Raw genomic sequence first — 15731 nt, 5'->3', positions numbered from 1 at the left:
CCATGCTTTAAGCCTGTCTCGTTTGCGGTTTGAGCCGCACGTAAAGGGTTTTGCGCACCCGCGCCACAAGGGTGCCGGCGCCGTCGTGAATATCGACCTGCAATTGCGGCAGGAATTTTTCGCCCGTCGCCGTGTGCCAGCGAATCTCGTCGAGCAGGGTCTCGTCGACCCTGAAACTGGCGAACACCGGGCCTTTACCCGGCGAGATGAAGTCGATGTCGGCCTCCTTGTCCCAGACAATGTAACGGCGGCCTAGATTTTCCATCAGCATCAGCATGTAGAACGGATCGACCATCGAATACAGGCTGCCGCCGAATTGCGTGCCGACGTAATTGCGGTTGTACCAGCCAAGCCCCATGGACACCTGGATGTCGCGGAAGTCGTCACTGATGTGCCGCACCCGAACCCCGGCGCCCAGGTACGGCGGATAAAACGTCATGGCCCAACGCAGCAATCGCGCCTTGCCGAACCTGTCGGTCAACGCCTTAAGCATCAGGCCGAGTACCCAGGCCCATGGCCTGACGGGCGAACCAGCGCTTGGCCGGCGGCAGCAGGTCGAGTCCGAGCAGTCCGATGTTGCGGCCCAGCGACACCAGCGGCAAGCTGCTGCCGAACAACCGCGTGACCTGATCGGAAAAACCCACCGTCAGGCTCTGGTCCAGGCGCTGACGTTCGCGGTAAGCCTGCAACGTCGCAAAGTCGCCCAGCGGTTTATCGCTGGCCAGCAACGTATCGGCCAACGCCTGGGCATCGCGCAGCGACAGGTTGAAACCCTGGCCGGCAATCGGGTGAAGACTGTGGGCGGCATTGCCCAGGACCACCAGATGGGGGCGCACCTGCTCCTCGGCTTCAACCAGGGTGAGCGGGTAGAGATGCCGCGCCCCCACCTGCTTCAAGGTGCCGAGGCGGTAGCCGAACACGTTCTGCAACTCGTGGAGAAAACTGCGCTCATCCAGCGCTGCCAGCCGTTGCGCGTCCATTCCCAATCGGGTCCAGACCAGCGCGCAGCGGTTGTCCGCCAGCGGCAGCAAAGCCATCGGGCCATCATCGGTGAAACGCTCGAAGGCCATTCCGTTGTGCGCTTCGCTCGGAGTGATGTTGGCGATCAGCGCGCTCTGGTTGTAAGGACGTTGGCGAACGCCAATCCCCAACTGCTCGCGCAGGCCGGAACGACCGCCATCGGCGAGTACCGCGAGGTCGCATTCCAGGGTGGTTTCATCGTTGAGGGTCAGGCGATAGCCGTCGGTCAGCGGCTCCAGGCGAGTCACTTCCGCCGGGCAGCGCCAGGTGACCACGTCCTTGTCCAGGCCTTGCCATAGGCATTGACCCAGCCAGGCATTTTCGACCACATACCCCAGCGCCGGTACACCCTCTTCCATCGCAGAGAGGCGCGCGGTGGAGAAGCGGCCACGGTCGGACACATGAATCTGCTTGATCGGCTCGGCGCGGCGGGAAATTTCCTGCCACAGGCCCAACCGTTGATAAATCTGCTTGGCTCCGTAAGACAGTGCCGAAGACCGCGCGTCGTAGCTCGGCTGGTAGCTGTCGCCCGGGGCAAATGGTTCGATCAGCACGATCTTCCAACCGCGGGCCTTGGCCCCGGCCTGCAACGCCAACGCCAGACTGGCGCCGACCAGACCGCCACCGATGATTGCCAGATTGACTCGACTCATGCCGCTTGTGTCCGTGCTTGGGCCATCAGCGCCTCGATTTCGGCGACCGTTTTCGGCACGCCATGGGTCAGGATTTCACAACCGGTCTTGGTCACCACCACGTCGTCCTCGATGCGCACGCCTATGCCGCGCCATTTCTTCGCCACGTTCGTGTTGTCCGGGGCAATGTAGATCCCCGGCTCCACGGTGAGCGCCATGCCGACCTCCAGCACGCGCCACTCGCCGCCGACCTTGTACTCGCCGACGTCATGGACATCCATGCCCAGCCAATGGCCGGCACGGTGCATGTAAAACGCCCGGTAGGCTTCGCTGGCGATCAATTCGTCAACGTCGCCCTGCAAGAGCCCGAGCTTCACCAGCCCGGCGGTTATCACCTGGACCGTCGCTTCGTGCGCCTGGTTCCAGTGTTTGTTCGGCGCGATCTCGGCGAAGGCGGCCTGTTGCGATGCCAGTACCAGCTCGTAGATGGCCTTCTGCTCGGCGGAAAACTTGCCGTTGACCGGCCAGGTTCGGGTGATGTCACTGGCGTAGCAATCGATTTCGCAACCGGCGTCGATCAGCACCAGGTCGCCATCCTTGAGCACGGCGTCATTCTGCTGGTAATGCAGGATGCAACTGTTGCGTCCGGATGCAACGATCGAACCGTACGCCGGCATCTTCGCTCCACCCTTGCGGAACTCGTAATCAAGCTCGGCTTCGAGACTGAACTCATGCAGCCCCGGCCGGCTGGCCTGCATCGCCCGGATATGCGCCTGGGCGGAAATCCGCGCAGCTTCGCGCATCACCTTCACTTCTGCCGCCGATTTATACAGGCGCATGTCGTGAAGCAGATGATCCAGCGCAACGAATTCGTTCGGCGGCTGCGCCCCCAGGTGCGCCTTGGAGCGGATCACATTGATCCAGTCCATCAGGTGCCGGTCGAACTCGGGGTTGCTGCCCATGGCTGAATACACCCGGTCGCGCCCTTCGATCAGGCCCGGCAGGATGTCGTCGATATCGGTAATGGGAAAGGCGTCGTCAGCGCCGAAGTCGCGGATCGCACCTTCCTGGCCGGCACGCAGGCCGTCCCAGAGCTCTCGCTCGGCGTTGCGCTCACGGCAGAACAACAGGTACTCGCCATGCTCGCGACCGGGCATCAGCACGATGACCGCCTGTGGTTCCCCAAAGCCGCTGAGGTACTGGAAATCGCTGTCCTGGCGGTAGACATGCTCGACGTCGCGGTTGCGGATGGCCACCGCGGCGGCGGGCAGTATGGCGATGCTGTTGGGTTCCATCTGCGCCATCAAGGCCTTGCGGCGACGGCTGTATTCCGATTTCGGGATATGAATCATGGGCAGATGGCTTTTCCTGGCTCGCGATTAATGCAACGACGGTTTGGCAGCAGCCGGGGTGTCCGACTTACGGGTTTCCGAGAACAGCAACAGCGGCGCGACGCGCAGGTATTCCATCACTTCCATGTAGTCGTTTTCGCCGTCGTCGGACTCTTCCAGCGCATCTTGCACCTGGGATACCGCGGACAGATCCTGCAACACTTCGGTGGCCTCGGTGCTCAGCATGCTACTGTCGCGGCAGTTGAGGCCGAAACCGCTGAGGAAGCCTTGGCACCATTGACCCAGTGCCGCAGCACGGTCAGCCAGCGGCGCATCATCGGTCGGCAGCAGCAGGACCACGGTCACGTCATCACCGGTGAGTTCGCCCTTGACCATTTCCTGAAGGCCTATCAAGGCGTTGCGAACGTTGTCCTGCGGCTCGCTCTCGAGCAACTCGGCGGCATCGATGAGCCAGCCTTCGGCATCAAAACCGGCACCGGCGCAACTGCGGCCCAGGAGCAGGCCATGCAGTTCGGCAGGCGAGACGGAGTGACCACTGGAGGACAGCAGGGTGGCGAAGGCTTGGTACGGGGAATTCTGAATAGGCATGGGCTGCTAGGCGCCAGACGGCGCAATGTCTAGAATGAAGGCCTTGTATCCTACATCGACTCCTCTGTAGGAGCGAGCTTGCTCGCGATGAACTCGAGATCGCTGCGGGGTGTCAGGGATCCAGCGGTATCGTTGACGACCATCGCGAGCAAGCTCGCTCCTACAGGGGCCGTCCCCCCATCAGACATTTTCAGTGGACACAATGGAAGACACCGACCTGCAAGCGCTGATGGCCAGACTCGAACTGCTGATTGATCGGGTCGAGCAACTTAAGAGTCAAAACGCACTCCTACTAGCTCAGGAAAAAACCTGGCGCGAGGAACGCGCTCACCTCATTGAAAAAAACGAAATCGCCCGGCGTAAGGTCGAATCGATGATTTCGCGCCTCAAGGCCCTGGAGCAAGACTCATGAGTTCAAGCAATAGCGTCACCGTGCAGATCCTCGACAAAGAGTATTCGATCATCTGCCCACAGGAAGAGCGCAGCAATCTGGTGAGTGCTGCCCGTTACCTGGATGGCAAGATGCGTGAAATCCGCAGCAGCGGCAAAGTCATTGGCGCTGACCGGATCGCCGTGATGGCCGCCCTGAACATCACCCACGAAATGCTGCACAAGACCGAACGAACAGACGTGCCGGTCAGCAGCGCAACCCGCGAGCAGGTTCGCGACCTGCTCGATCGCGTTGATCTGGTATTGGCCACCGATCCGGACGTCAGGGGCTGATTCGTCGGGCCGCTTGGGTTATACTCGCAACACTCCCTGGGGTGCTTGCCAGTTGACCACGTCCCTGAGCCGATTCGCACTACCCTGGAAGTTGCACGTTGGGCTGGTGTGCATGTCCGCTAGACGGAAAGCCTTAAAGCCTACTGCTTCTTCCACCTTGAACTTTCGGGTTCAAGGGCTAAGTCAGCAGCGGTTCATCCGGGGAGCCTGATTGCAGTCCGATGCCGGTTCAAACACCGGCATCGGCTTTTTTATGGGCGCTGCCCGCACTGCCGAAGCCTGAATCCATGACCGAACCTGCGCTGCTTCCCCGCCCGCAACTTCGACGCATGCTGCGCAAGGCGCGTCGCGCACTGACACCCAGCCAGCAGCGCCAGGCGGCTCGCGGGTTATACAAACAACTGGCACAACAGCCACTGTTTCGCCGCGCCAGGCACATCTCCCTTTATTTACCGACCGACGGTGAAATCGATCCGCGCGTGTTGCTGCGGGCCGCTCAACGTCGCGGCAAGGCGACGTATCTGCCCGTGCTCAGCGCATGGCCCCGAACCAAAATGGTCTTCCAGCGCATTCGCCCCGGCGAGAAGCTCAAGCCCAACCGTTTCCGCATCCTTGAGCCACGGGCAAATCTCGCTCGCCAGCGTAAGGTCTGGGCACTGGACCTGGTGTTGTTGCCGCTGGTGGGCTTTGACGATGTGGGCGGTCGCCTGGGCATGGGTGGTGGTTTCTACGACCGCAGCCTGGCGTATCTGTCGCGGCGCCAAAACTGGCGCAAGCCGACACTGCTGGGGCTGGCCCATGAATGCCAGAAGGTCGAGCGATTGGCGCAAGCGAGCTGGGATGTGCCGTTGCAGGGAACGGTCACGGACAAGGCCTGGTACTACGCAGGCTAGACGCCACTGGGATCAGCGGCGTCGAAAAAACAGGTCAGCGCTTGAAAGCTGTCGACTGTTGTTGCGCGATTTCAATCGGCGCGTCGGTCTTGCTGCTCCACAGACTTTGGGCATAGCCCGTGGTCACGACGCCAAGGCCAAACAAAATAACCAAAATCCATAGTAAATCCGGTTTGCGTTTCATCGACTGCCCCCCAAAGGCATATCAACACGATGACAGCAGCGGTTTCCGTTGTAGGTGTAGGCCGTGCAGCAGTGTCAAGCTAAGAAGGCCGGCATTTTGCGACAACGTGAACTGACACGCAAACGCTGGCGTCAACCGACCGTCGGTTTGTCATAAAATTGCCCGACAACTTGCCCACTCGACCCGCAAGGAGCAAAACCCATGGCCTACTGGCTGATGAAATCCGAGCCCGACGAACTGTCAATCAAGGGGCTTGAGCACCTTGGCAAAGCGCGCTGGGACGGTGTTCGCAACTATCAGGCGCGCAACTTCCTGCGGTCCATGGCGATTGGCGACGAGTTCTTCTTCTATCATTCCAGTTGCCCGGAACCCGGAATCGCCGGAATCGGTAAAATTGTCGAAGCGGCCTATCCCGACCCGACAGCCCTGAACCCCGAAAGTCCTTACCACGACCCGAAGGCCAGCGTAGAGAAAAACCCGTGGAGCGCCATTGACGTGGCGCATGTGCAGACGTTTTCCCGGGTGCTGAAGCTCGATTACCTCAAACAGCAGGCCGCGCTGGCAGAAATGCCCCTGGTGCAGAAAGGGTCACGGCTGTCGGTGATGCCGGTGACCGCCCAGCAGTGGGCCGCAGTCCTGGAGATGCGTTAACGGCAGGAGCAACGGTTCGACGCGCTCACCCTACAAGACAACGCAGTTGACTGGCATCAAAACGTCCACACGTTCGATCGACCAGACTAGGACTCAACAGCCGCAGGATGCCCACATGTCTACGCCCAGCCGTTCTTCGATTGTTTTCGCCAGCGCTTTAGGTGTTCTGCTGCTGGCAGCCGGTGGTTTCGGTTACTGGAAATCCATGCATGACCGTTTGCCCGATGGCCTGTATGTCGGCAATGGACGCCTGGAGGCTACCGAAGTGCAGATCGCCAGCAAAACGCCCGGACGACTGGCTGAGGTGCTGGTCGATGAAGGCGACAAGGTCAGCAAAGGGCAATTGCTCGCCCGCATGGATACCCGCACCCTCGAAGCCCAGCGTAACCAGGCTGAAGCTGAAGTATTGCGCGCCCGGGAAAACCTGGCGGCCGCGCAAGCCAATGTGCAATTGCGCCTGAGCGAGCAACTGCTGGCACAGCAGGAACTCAGTCGATCCCAGGCGCTGCTCAAGCATGGCTTTGTCAGCGCCCAGATCATCGATCAGCAACAGTCTCGAATTGGCACCGCCAACGCCGCTGTCACCGCCGCCCGCGCCCAGGTCTCAGCGGTGAGTGCGGCAATTGGCGCGGCCCAGGCGCAAGTCGCGCAGTTGACGAGCGAAATTGACGACAGCAGCTTGCGCGCGCCCATCGACGGCATCATCCAGTTGCGCATGGCCGAGCCCGGTGAAGTACTGGGTGCCGGGGGACGGGTGTTGCTGCTGATCGATCCAAGTGACCAATACATGAATCTTTACCTCCCCGCATCGGTGACCGGGCGCCTGGCGGTGGGTGATGAAGCACGGATCTTGCTCGATGCCCTGCCCGATCACCCGCTGCCGGCGAAAATCAGCTTCGTCGCCGCCAAGTCGCAATTCACGCCCAAGGAAGTCGAGACTCGCGACGAACGACAAAAACTGGTATTTCGTGTCAAATTGCGCCTGACCGACCCGAGCGCACCGCCCCAGGTCAAACCCGGCATGCCCGGCGCCGGGTACGTGCGCACTGCAAGCGTTGATTGGCCGGTCAATCTGCAATGAACGGCCTCGCGGTTCACGCGAACGCGGTCCACCATCGGTACGGCAAACAATCCGCACTGAGCGACATCGCATTCGAGCTGCCCGCTGGCACCCGCTGCGGGCTGATCGGCCCCGATGGGGCTGGCAAATCGAGCCTATTGGGGCTGATTGCCGGGGTGAAAAAGCTCCAGCAAGGCCAGTTACAGGTGCTGAACGGTCCGATCCAGGATCGTCGCCATCGCAACACCCTCTATGCGCGCATCGCTTTTATGCCTCAGGGCCTGGGCGGCAACCTTTATCCCGAGTTATCGATCCGCGAGAACATCCAGTTTTTCGCCACCCTGTTCGGCCTGTCGACAGCCGAATGCGACCAGCGCATGCACAACCTGCTGCTGGCCACCGACCTGCTTCGGTTCACCGACCGACCGGCCGGAAAACTGTCCGGTGGCATGAAGCAAAAGCTGGGGCTGTGTTGTGCATTGATCCATGAGCCGGATCTGCTGATCCTCGATGAGCCGACCACAGGTGTCGACCCGCTGTCGCGCCTGCATTTCTGGGAACTGGTGGATGACGTGCGACGCCAGCGCCCTCAATTGACGTTGCTGGTGGCGACCGCCTACATGGAGGAGGCCGAGCAGTTCGAGCACTGCCTGATGCTCGACAAAGGCAAGCTGATTGCTGCCGGCTTGAGCCGGGAACTGGCCGCGACCACCCCGAGCGGCAAACTCGATGAGGCCTTTACCCACTTCCAGGGTGACAGCCGTCACGACAATCAGCCGCTGGTGATCCCGCCCCTGAGCGGCAACGCCACCGACATCGCCATCGAGGCCCATGACCTGACGCTGCGCTTTGGCGACTTCACCGCCGTGAACAAGGTCAGCTTCGCCATTGGTCGTGGCGAAATTTTCGGCTTTCTTGGTTCCAACGGCTGCGGCAAGACCACCACCATGAAGGTCCTCACCGGCCTGATGCCCGCCTCGGAAGGCAGGGCCATGCTGCTGGGTAAGCCGGTGAACGCCAAGGACCTGGCCACGCGTAAGCGGGTCGGCTTCATGTCGCAGAACTTTTCGTTGTACGGCGAACTCAGCGTTCGACAGAACCTGGCATTGCACGCGCGGCTGTTCGACCTGCCAAAAGACCAGAGCTCACAACGCATCGACGAACTGATCCGACGCTTCAACCTGGACACCGTGGCCGACCAGCAGTCCGGCGCGCTACCCCTGGGCTTACGCCAGCGGTTATCTCTTGCCGTGGCAGTGCTTCATCGCCCGGAAGTGTTGATCCTCGACGAACCGACATCCGGTGTAGACCCCGCCGCCCGGAATGACTTTTGGCGATTGTTGATCGAACTGTCCCGTGAGCAGGGCGTAACCATTTTCCTCTCGACCCACTTCATGAACGAAGCGCAGCGTTGCGATCGCATTTCGTTGATGCACGCAGGCAAGGTATTGGCTTGCGACACACCTGCGGCATTGCAGCAGCAGTTCATGGGCGAAACCCTTGAAGCCGCGTTTGTGACCTGCCTGGAGCAAGCGCAAGGCAACCTCGACACACCGACGCCTGGCGAATCCTCGACGTCATCTGTCTTGCCCGCCATGCCAGCAAACGAGAGTCACTTCAGCCTCGGGCGTCTGATGGCGGTCGCCAGCCGGGAAGGCAAGGAACTGTTGCGTGACAAAGTACGCATGGCGTTTGCCCTGCTCGGCGCCATCTTCATGATGGTGATTTTCGGCTACGGCATCTCCCTGGACGTTGAAAAGCTGGCCTTCGCGGTCTACGACCAGGATCAGACGCCGCAAAGCCGGGCTTACCTGGAAGCTTATCGCGGCTCTCGTTATTTCGATGAGCAACCCCCTATCCGCAGCGCCAATGAGCTGCACCGCCGCCTTCAACGCTCGGAAATTAAACTGGCGCTGGAGATACCGGCAGGTTTTGGCAGGGACTTGTACGCGGGCCGTCAACCGGTCGTGGCGGCCTGGCTTGACGGGGGCATGCCGTTTCGCGCCGAGACCAGCCGCAATTACGTGGAGGCGGTGCATCAAGCCAACCTGGAGCAACTGGCCGAACAGAGCAGTCCTGCGCTGCGTCAACTCGCACCCGCCCGGCTGGAAACCCGCTTCCGTTACAACCAGGATGTGGTCAGCGTGAATGCCATAGGCCCCGGCGTCATGGCGTTGATCCTGGCATTTATCCCGGCAATGCTGACGGCGCTCGGCATTGTGCGCGAGAAAGAACTGGGCTCGATCACCAACTTCTATGCCACGCCCCTGACCCGCCTCGAATTCCTGCTGGGTAAACAGGCTCCCTACCTCATCATCAGCCTGGTCAACCTGGCGCTGCTGGTGGCCATGAATCGCTGGCTGTTCGGTGTACCGTTCAAGGGCAGCTTGCCGACCCTTGCCTTTGGCGGTCTGCTTTACGTGCTGGCGACGACCAGCATGGGCCTGTTGATCTCGGCATTCACCCGCACGCAGATCGCCGCCATCCTGGGCACCATGATCATCACCAGCCTGCCCACCATCCAGTTTTCCGGGCTGATTGTGCCACGCTCGTCCCTTGAGGGCGCGGCTTCGGTGATGGGTACGCTGTTCCCGGCCGGGCACTTCCTCGACATCGCTGTCGGCACATTCACCAAGGCCCTGGACCTGCGCCAGCTTTGGCCACAATGCCTGGCATTATTCGGGTTTTTCTTCGTGTTCACTGGGCTCAGCCTGGTGATGCTGAAAAAGCAGGAGGCCTGATGCACAAGCTCGCTCACATCCTGCGCCTGGGTTTCAAGGAACTCACCAGCCTGCGTCATGACAGCGTCCTGCTACTGTTCCTGTTCTACGCGTTCACCGTGGCGATCTACATGCCCGCGGCAGGCTCGGTGATCGGTGTGCACAACGCCAGCGTTGCCATGGTGGACGAAGACCACACCCCGTTGTCGCGGCAATTGGCACAAGCGCTTCGACCACCTGAATTTCAGCCGCCGGCGGCACTGCCCTATGGGCAACTGGACCAAATGATGGACGGCGGCCAGTACACGTTCGTCATCAATGTGCCTGCTAATTTTCAGGCCGACCTGCTCGCCGGTCGCCAGCCCGCCGTGCAAGTCAACGTCGATGCCACGGCAATGAGCCAGGCGTTCATGGGCGCCGGTTACATAGGGCGAATTTTCCAGCGGGAGTTGCTCGAATACGCCGGTCAGGGTAATGCAGCCAGCAAGGCCCCCGCACTGCTGACCACCCGTGCGCTCTTTAACACCAATCTGGAGGGTGGATGGTTCCTGGCAGTGATCCAGATCGTCAACAACATCACCATCCTCGCCATCGTCCTCACCGGCACCGCACTGCTGCGAGAGCGCGAGCACGGCACGCTCGACCATTTGCTGGTGCTGCCATTGACGGCCGTGGAAATCATGCTGGCGAAAATCTGGAGCAATATGCTGGTCGTGGTGCTGTGCACCTGGCTGTCGCTGGAAGTGATCGTAAAGGGCGCACTGGGCGTGCCACTGGCGGGCTCGCTGCCGCTGTTTTTGCTGGTGACAGCGTGCTACTTGTTCGCCAGCACCTCGCTGGGGATTTTCCTCGCCACCCTGGCACGCTCGACGCCGCAGTTCGGCTTGCTGGCAATCCCGGTCATCATCCCGATGTTACTGCTGTCCGGGGGTAGCACCCCGTTGGACAGCATGCCGCAGTGGCTGCAATGGGTGATGCAGGGCTCACCCTCGACCCACTTCGTCAGCCTGGGCGCCGCCATCCTGTTTCGCGACGCCAGCCTGAACGTAGTCTGGCCGGACCTGCTCGCGCTCACGACCATCGGAGTGCTGTTCTTCGCCATTGCGCTGATGCGCTTTCGCAAAAGCCTCGCGTCCTGAACCGAAGCCCTCAGCCGCAGGAGTAGCGGCTTACTGAATGATCAGGTTGTTGAACAACAGGTCCTCGACCACCGGCTTGCCGGTTTCGTCGTTCATGATCTGCTGGGTCAGCTTCAATGCTTCCTGACGCAGCTTTTCCTTGGCTTCAAGATTGTTCATGGTCTCGGTGGTCTGCTGCGCAAACAGCTGCACCAGCTGATTACGGATGAACGGCTCGTTGGCCTTGACCAGTTTGGTCGCTTCGTCACCCGTCACGCGCAACGCCACATCGGCCTTGTAGACCTTGAGCTTGGGCGTGCCATCCAGGCCATAGTTACCCACGAACGGCGGGCTCAAGGTGATGTAATTGACCTTCGGCGCCGCGCCTTCCTTGGCCTCTTCAGCCACGGCCGTCACAGGCAGGGACAGGGCCAGCAACAACATGATCCACGCTTTCACAATTCGCTCCTCAATCCGGTTTGCGGCCTAGCATAACGGCCCGCCGCGCAAGTACAAGCTTATGGCTGACTATCAGGGCCAGGCATGCTCGTTGACCCGTCGACACTCACACCTACACTTATCGGCCATCACAACAAAAGGAATAGCCCTGATGAAAGCCGTGCTGTGCAAAGCCTTCGGCCCTGCCGAATCGCTGGTGCTGGAAGACGTCGCCAGCCCTGTCGCCAAAAAGAACGAGATCCTGCTGGATGTACACGCCACCGCCGTCAATTTCCCGGACACGCTGATCATCGAGGGCAAGTACCAGTTCAAGCCGCCCTTCCCGTTTTCCCCCGGTGGTGAAGCCGCCGGCGTGGTCAGCGCGGTGGGCGAAAAGGTCAGCCACCTGAAAGTCGGCGACCGGGTCATGGCCCTCACAGGCTGGGGCAGTTTTGCCGAGCAGGTCGCGGTGCCCGGCTACAACGTGCTGCCCGTCCCGCCCGGCATGGACTTCAACACCGCTGCCGGCTTCAGCATGACCTACGGCACCTCGATGCACGCCCTCAAGCAACGGGCCAATCTGCAACCCGGTGAAACCCTGCTGGTACTCGGCGCTTCGGGCGGAGTGGGCCTTGCCGCCGTGGAAATCGGCAAAGCCATGGGCGCCCGTGTGATCGCCGCCGCCGGCAGCGCCGATAAACTGGCCATCGCCAAGGCAGCCGGCGCCGATGAGCTGATCAACTACAGCGAGGCCAGTCTCAAGGACGAAATCAAGCGCCTGACCGACGGGCAGGGCGCCGACGTGATCTACGACCCGGTTGGCGGCGACCTGTTCGACCAGGCCGTGCGCGCCATCGCCTGGAACGGCCGCCTGTTGGTAGTCGGCTTCGCCAGCGGGCGCATCCCCGAACTGCCGGTCAACCTCGCCCTGCTCAAGGGCGCAGCAGTGGTCGGCGTGTTCTGGGGCTCCTTCGCCCAACGCCAACCCCAGGACAACGCCGCCAACTTCCAGCAACTGTTCGGCTGGTACGCCGAAGGCAAGTTGAAACCGCTGGTGTCACAGGTCTACCCGCTGAGCAACGCGGCGCAAGCGATCAACGACCTTGGCCAGCGCAAGGCCGTCGGGAAAGTGGTGGTGCAGGTGCGTTGAGGTTCGGTTGAGGTAAAGAGACCAGGACAACCCGGGGTTGTCCTGGCCTCCAAGTTCGCGAAATTCCCCGCTGTTAAAGCAGTTCACGCACTTCTTTCGGGAAAAATCGCACGGCGCGGCTGGTTGGATGCGTATTGCACCGCCGAATGATGCTGGGCACTCCCCTGTTGAGTTTGGCGATCAACTCCAGGCGTTTATCTCTGGGCATCAGCCCGGACGCGATGGAATGAGCCAGGTAAATGCGCGCCCAAAAAAGAAGTTCATATCGACCCAGTCACTTTGCGCGTAGTTTTTTGCCTCACTACTGAGGTCGGAACAGAGCACTTTTTTCAATATTTCGTTCGCATCAAGCGGCACATCGCTGCTCAACCTGAAGAGCATTGGCGCAACGACATCGACACGCTCCGGACGCTCGTTGCTGATCTCCCAAGGCTTGAACTTCCATTGCCTGACCGCCGTTACGGAGGCCTCGACCAGCTCCGGGTGGGCACCTTCAGGCGCAGATACTTGGCTGACCGATCCATCGGCATGCACGATCATGCTGACCTTGACCTCCCCCTCGATGCCAGCCAGGTAAAGTGCCCTCGGGTACGTCGGCTTGGGATTATCCGCTGGTATCAAAAACACCTCCCCGGCAAGCACAACGCTGCACACACCCCACATAGCCGCCACCACAAACCACCGCATAACCACACTCCCTCGCGTCTCCACGCCAGATCTGGCGAGCACGAAAAGGTTAAGACGCGGTGAGTTTTTACATAACGTGACAGCTTCCTCTTCGATTGCAGGACGTTTCCCAAAGACCTGCCCTACGCCGGCCGCGAATGCGTCATCAATGATGGCGAAGTAAAAATTCCCACAGCGCCTCCCAGGTGCACCGAAGCGACATGTTCGTAAAGGAATGTGCGATGTCGAACATTTTCCGCTGTTTGGTCGTGCAAACAGGTGCTATTTTCGGTAATGAAACTGTAACATTCGCATCCGCAGTCAAAACAAAAAATCTGGAGCTTTGGAATGTTTGCTTTCTTTCGCCCTGCTTCGCATCAGGCTCCGTTGCCTGAAGAGAAAATAGACAGCACCTACCGACGCCTTCGCTGGCAGATCTTCGCCGGTATCTTCATCGGTTACGCGGGTTACTACCTGCTGCGCAAAAACTTCTCCCTGGCCATGCCCTATCTGATCGAAGAGGGTTACACCCGCGGTGAGCTGGGTGTGGCGTTGTCGGCGATCGCCATCGCCTATGGCTTGTCCAAGTTCCTGATGGGCATCGTCTCCGACCGCTCCAACCCGCGCTACTTCCTGCCATTCGGCCTGCTGGTTTCGGCTGCGGTGATGTTCATTTTCGGTTTCGCACACTGGGCCACGTCCAGCGTCACCATCATGTTCATCCTGCTGTTCATCAATGGTTGGGCCCAGGGCATGGGCTGGCCGCCGAGTGGCCGAACCATGGTTCACTGGTGGTCGCAAAAGGAGCGCGGTGGCGTGGTGTCGCTGTGGAACGTGGCGCATAACGTGGGCGGTGGCCTGATCGGCCCGCTGTTCCTGCTCGGCATGGGCTTGTTCAATGACTGGCACGCGGCGTTCTACGTGCCAGCGGCCGTGGCCCTGGCCGTGGCGGTGTTCGCCTTCGCCACCATGCGCGACACCCCGCAATCGGTTGGCCTGCCGCCGATCGAGAAGTATAAGAACGACTATCCGGAGGGCTACGACGCCAGCCACGAGAAAGAATTCAGCGCCAAGGAAATCTTCGTCAAGTACGTGCTGCGCAACAAGATGCTCTGGTACATCGCCTTGGCCAACGTCTTCGTCTACCTGCTGCGTTACGGTGTGCTGGACTGGGCACCGACCTACCTCAAGGAAGCGAAGGGCTTCACCGTGGACAAATCCTCGTGGGCGTATTTCTTCTACGAGTGGGCGGGTATTCCGGGCACGCTGTTGTGCGGCTGGATGTCCGACAAGATCTTCCGTGGCAACCGTGGCCTGACCGGCATGGTGTTCATGGCCCTGGTGACCGTGGCGACGCTGGTGTACTGGCTCAACCCAGCCGGCAACCCGACGGTAGACATGATCGCCCTGGTGTCGATTGGCTTCCTGATCTACGGCCCGGTGATGCTGATCGGCCTGCAGGCGCTGGAGCTGGCACCGAAGAAGGCGGCGGGTACGGCAGCAGGCTTTACCGGGCTGTTTGGTTATCTGGGCGGCTCAGTCGCGGCCAGTGCCGCCATGGGCTACACCGTGGACCACTTCGGTTGGGACGGCGGTTTTGTCCTGCTGATCGGCGCATGCCTGCTGGCCATGGCCTTCCTTGCACCGACCCTGTGGCACAAACAGGCTGCCAGTCAGACCCGCGAAGCCACCGCTTGATCCACTTTTGATTTGCAACGCTTGAGCCGCGCCTCCAGATTCCGGTCTGGCATGGCGTGGCTACGCAGGGCGCTGGCGGTCTGCTCGACATAATCGCGAGTTGTACCGTAGCGCCCGCAAGCGTTTTCGAACACATGGCTCAGTACATGATCCGGCAGGTTACCGGCATAGCTGGGCAAGTGCCGCTCCAGAACAAAACCCAACGCCTGAACCTGACTTCCGTCTTCGAGACGGCAGTTAAGCCAGTGTGGGCGATAGGAAGGAAATGGCATTTCACGCTGCCACAAGGCGTAGAGCGATGCTTCGAGCTGTTCTTCCGGCAGCCTGTAGGCAAAGCCGCTGCACGAACCACCGCGATCAAGCCCAAAGACCAGCCCCGGCACTTCAGGCGTGCCACGATGTTCGTGGGACCACAGGTACAAACCGCGATGGTAACCGTGCACTCGCCCACGAACCCGTTCAACCGCTGCGCATTCAGGACGCCAAATGAGCGAGCCATAGGCGAACAACCAGACCGGCCCGCCCTTGTGACGCGCCATGGTCGCCTGCATCGAGCTGAGCAATTGTTCGTGCGTATGCTGCGGCCCGAGGTCGAGCCGTGGAGGGTAAGGCAGATTCAGAAAAGCAGATTCGATAGCGCTCATGGCGAATAGCGTTCAGCTCCCCGCGGATAATGAATTACTAAATAGAACGCGCCGCTGTAACAATAAGGCACATAACTTTTAAGGCAATTTAAGTGCCATGGCATGGTTCTTAATTTGCTGTCTGGATATATATAACTTACAGCTATCTGCTAAATAGTATAAATATCGATCGGCTATATAGCGGGTTATATGCG

17 protein-coding genes and 1 other RNA gene are annotated in these 15731 nt (G+C 60.3%); 10 read left to right on the top strand and 8 right to left on the bottom strand.

The genetic code is table 11. The features are described 5' to 3' along the window. Window positions 1–7: 7 nt before the first annotated feature. The 4 genes from AB4N33_RS22795 to AB4N33_RS22780 are packed head-to-tail and all read right to left on the bottom strand — an operon-like array spanning window position 8 to window position 3592. Window positions 8–493 (bottom strand): DUF4442 domain-containing protein, encoded by a 486-nt coding sequence (locus AB4N33_RS22795; protein ID WP_476458288.1) that lies wholly within the window; start codon window positions 491–493, stop codon window positions 8–10. Then, window positions 486–1673 (bottom strand): 2-octaprenyl-6-methoxyphenyl hydroxylase, encoded by a 1188-nt coding sequence (gene ubiH / locus AB4N33_RS22790; protein ID WP_476458287.1) that lies wholly within the window; start codon window positions 1671–1673, stop codon window positions 486–488. Before ubiH ends, AB4N33_RS22795 begins: the two co-directional genes overlap by 8 nt. Further along, complete coding sequence (pepP, locus tag AB4N33_RS22785; RefSeq protein WP_460119839.1) at window positions 1670–3004, bottom strand: Xaa-Pro aminopeptidase; 1335 nt, start codon at window positions 3002–3004, stop codon at window positions 1670–1672. Before pepP ends, ubiH begins: the two co-directional genes overlap by 4 nt. 27 nt (window positions 3005–3031) lie before the next feature. Then, window positions 3032–3592 carry a YecA/YgfB family protein gene (locus tag AB4N33_RS22780; protein ID WP_460140688.1) on the bottom strand — a complete coding sequence of 187 codons (561 nt, stop codon included), beginning with the start codon at window positions 3590–3592 and terminating at the stop codon, window positions 3032–3034. A 202-nt stretch (window positions 3593–3794) separates the two neighbouring features. Here AB4N33_RS22780 and AB4N33_RS22775 point away from each other — a divergent pair, with 202 nt between their 5' ends. From AB4N33_RS22775 to AB4N33_RS22760, 4 genes are all read left to right on the top strand, one after another. Beyond that, complete coding sequence (locus AB4N33_RS22775; RefSeq protein ID WP_044466189.1) at window positions 3795–4004, top strand: TIGR02449 family protein; 210 nt, start codon at window positions 3795–3797, stop codon at window positions 4002–4004. Continuing rightward, entirely contained in the window at window positions 4001–4315 is a 315-nt protein-coding gene (locus AB4N33_RS22770; RefSeq protein ID WP_460140687.1) for a cell division protein ZapA, read from the top strand. The genes AB4N33_RS22775 and AB4N33_RS22770 overlap by 4 nt, the downstream gene beginning before the upstream one ends. Window positions 4316–4345: 30 nt before the next feature. Further along, window positions 4346–4524: non-coding RNA, 6S RNA (gene ssrS, locus AB4N33_RS22765), on the top strand. Between the two features lie 78 nt (window positions 4525–4602). After that, complete coding sequence (locus AB4N33_RS22760; RefSeq protein ID WP_460119833.1) at window positions 4603–5208, top strand: 5-formyltetrahydrofolate cyclo-ligase; 606 nt, start codon at window positions 4603–4605, stop codon at window positions 5206–5208. Window positions 5209–5242: 34 nt separating this feature from the next. On the opposite strand, the gene AB4N33_RS22755 is transcribed toward AB4N33_RS22760, so the two are convergent. Further along, window positions 5243–5392 (bottom strand): hypothetical protein, encoded by a 150-nt coding sequence (locus AB4N33_RS22755; RefSeq protein ID WP_460119831.1) that lies wholly within the window; start codon window positions 5390–5392, stop codon window positions 5243–5245. 201 nt (window positions 5393–5593) lie between these two features. Here AB4N33_RS22755 and AB4N33_RS22750 point away from each other — a divergent pair, with 201 nt between their 5' ends. The 4 genes from AB4N33_RS22750 to AB4N33_RS22735 all read left to right on the top strand — a co-directional run bounded on the left by AB4N33_RS22750 (window position 5594) and on the right by AB4N33_RS22735 (window position 10962). Beyond that, window positions 5594–6043: an EVE domain-containing protein gene (locus AB4N33_RS22750; RefSeq protein ID WP_460140685.1), complete on the top strand. Its 450-nt coding sequence runs from the start codon at window positions 5594–5596 to the stop codon at window positions 6041–6043. A gap of 115 nt (window positions 6044–6158) precedes the next feature. Further along, window positions 6159–7124: an HlyD family secretion protein gene (locus AB4N33_RS22745; protein WP_460119827.1), complete on the top strand. Its 966-nt coding sequence runs from the start codon at window positions 6159–6161 to the stop codon at window positions 7122–7124. Beyond that, the gene (rbbA, locus tag AB4N33_RS22740; protein WP_476458286.1) at window positions 7121–9844 is read left to right on the top strand and encodes a ribosome-associated ATPase/putative transporter RbbA; all 2724 of its coding nucleotides are present in this window, start codon (window positions 7121–7123) and stop codon (window positions 9842–9844) included. Before AB4N33_RS22745 ends, rbbA begins: the two co-directional genes overlap by 4 nt. Then, complete coding sequence (locus AB4N33_RS22735) at window positions 9844–10962, top strand: ABC transporter permease (RefSeq protein WP_476458285.1); 1119 nt, start codon at window positions 9844–9846, stop codon at window positions 10960–10962. Before rbbA ends, AB4N33_RS22735 begins: the two co-directional genes overlap by 1 nt. Before the next feature lie 30 nt (window positions 10963–10992). Here AB4N33_RS22735 and AB4N33_RS22730 read toward each other — a convergent pair whose 3' ends face one another. Further along, entirely contained in the window at window positions 10993–11400 is a 408-nt protein-coding gene (locus AB4N33_RS22730) for a flagellar basal body-associated protein FliL (protein ID WP_460119821.1), read from the bottom strand. A gap of 151 nt (window positions 11401–11551) precedes the next feature. On the opposite strand from AB4N33_RS22730, the gene AB4N33_RS22725 reads away from it, so the two are divergent. Further along, window positions 11552–12529 (top strand): NADPH:quinone oxidoreductase family protein, encoded by a 978-nt coding sequence (locus AB4N33_RS22725; RefSeq protein ID WP_476458284.1) that lies wholly within the window; start codon window positions 11552–11554, stop codon window positions 12527–12529. A 207-nt stretch (window positions 12530–12736) separates the two neighbouring features. On the opposite strand, the gene AB4N33_RS22720 is transcribed toward AB4N33_RS22725, so the two are convergent. Continuing rightward, window positions 12737–13216 carry an energy transducer TonB gene (locus AB4N33_RS22720; protein WP_476458283.1) on the bottom strand — a complete coding sequence of 160 codons (480 nt, stop codon included), beginning with the start codon at window positions 13214–13216 and terminating at the stop codon, window positions 12737–12739. Between the two features lie 327 nt (window positions 13217–13543). Here AB4N33_RS22720 and glpT point away from each other — a divergent pair, with 327 nt between their 5' ends. Beyond that, a complete protein-coding gene (gene glpT / locus AB4N33_RS22715) occupies window positions 13544–14893 on the top strand; it encodes a glycerol-3-phosphate transporter (protein WP_460119815.1) in 1350 nt (449 codons plus the stop codon). Here glpT and AB4N33_RS22710 read toward each other — a convergent pair. Further along, window positions 14869–15537 carry a gamma-glutamylcyclotransferase gene (locus tag AB4N33_RS22710; RefSeq protein ID WP_460119813.1) on the bottom strand — a complete coding sequence of 223 codons (669 nt, stop codon included), beginning with the start codon at window positions 15535–15537 and terminating at the stop codon, window positions 14869–14871. The two genes, glpT and AB4N33_RS22710, sit on opposite strands and share 25 nt — an antisense overlap. Between the last annotated feature and the right edge of the window lie 194 nt (window positions 15538–15731).

This window comes from Pseudomonas sp. S1_E05 (assembly GCF_056337105.1).
The sequence above is the reverse complement of the archived record's forward strand: the minus strand, read 5'-3'. Positions and strand labels throughout refer to the sequence as shown.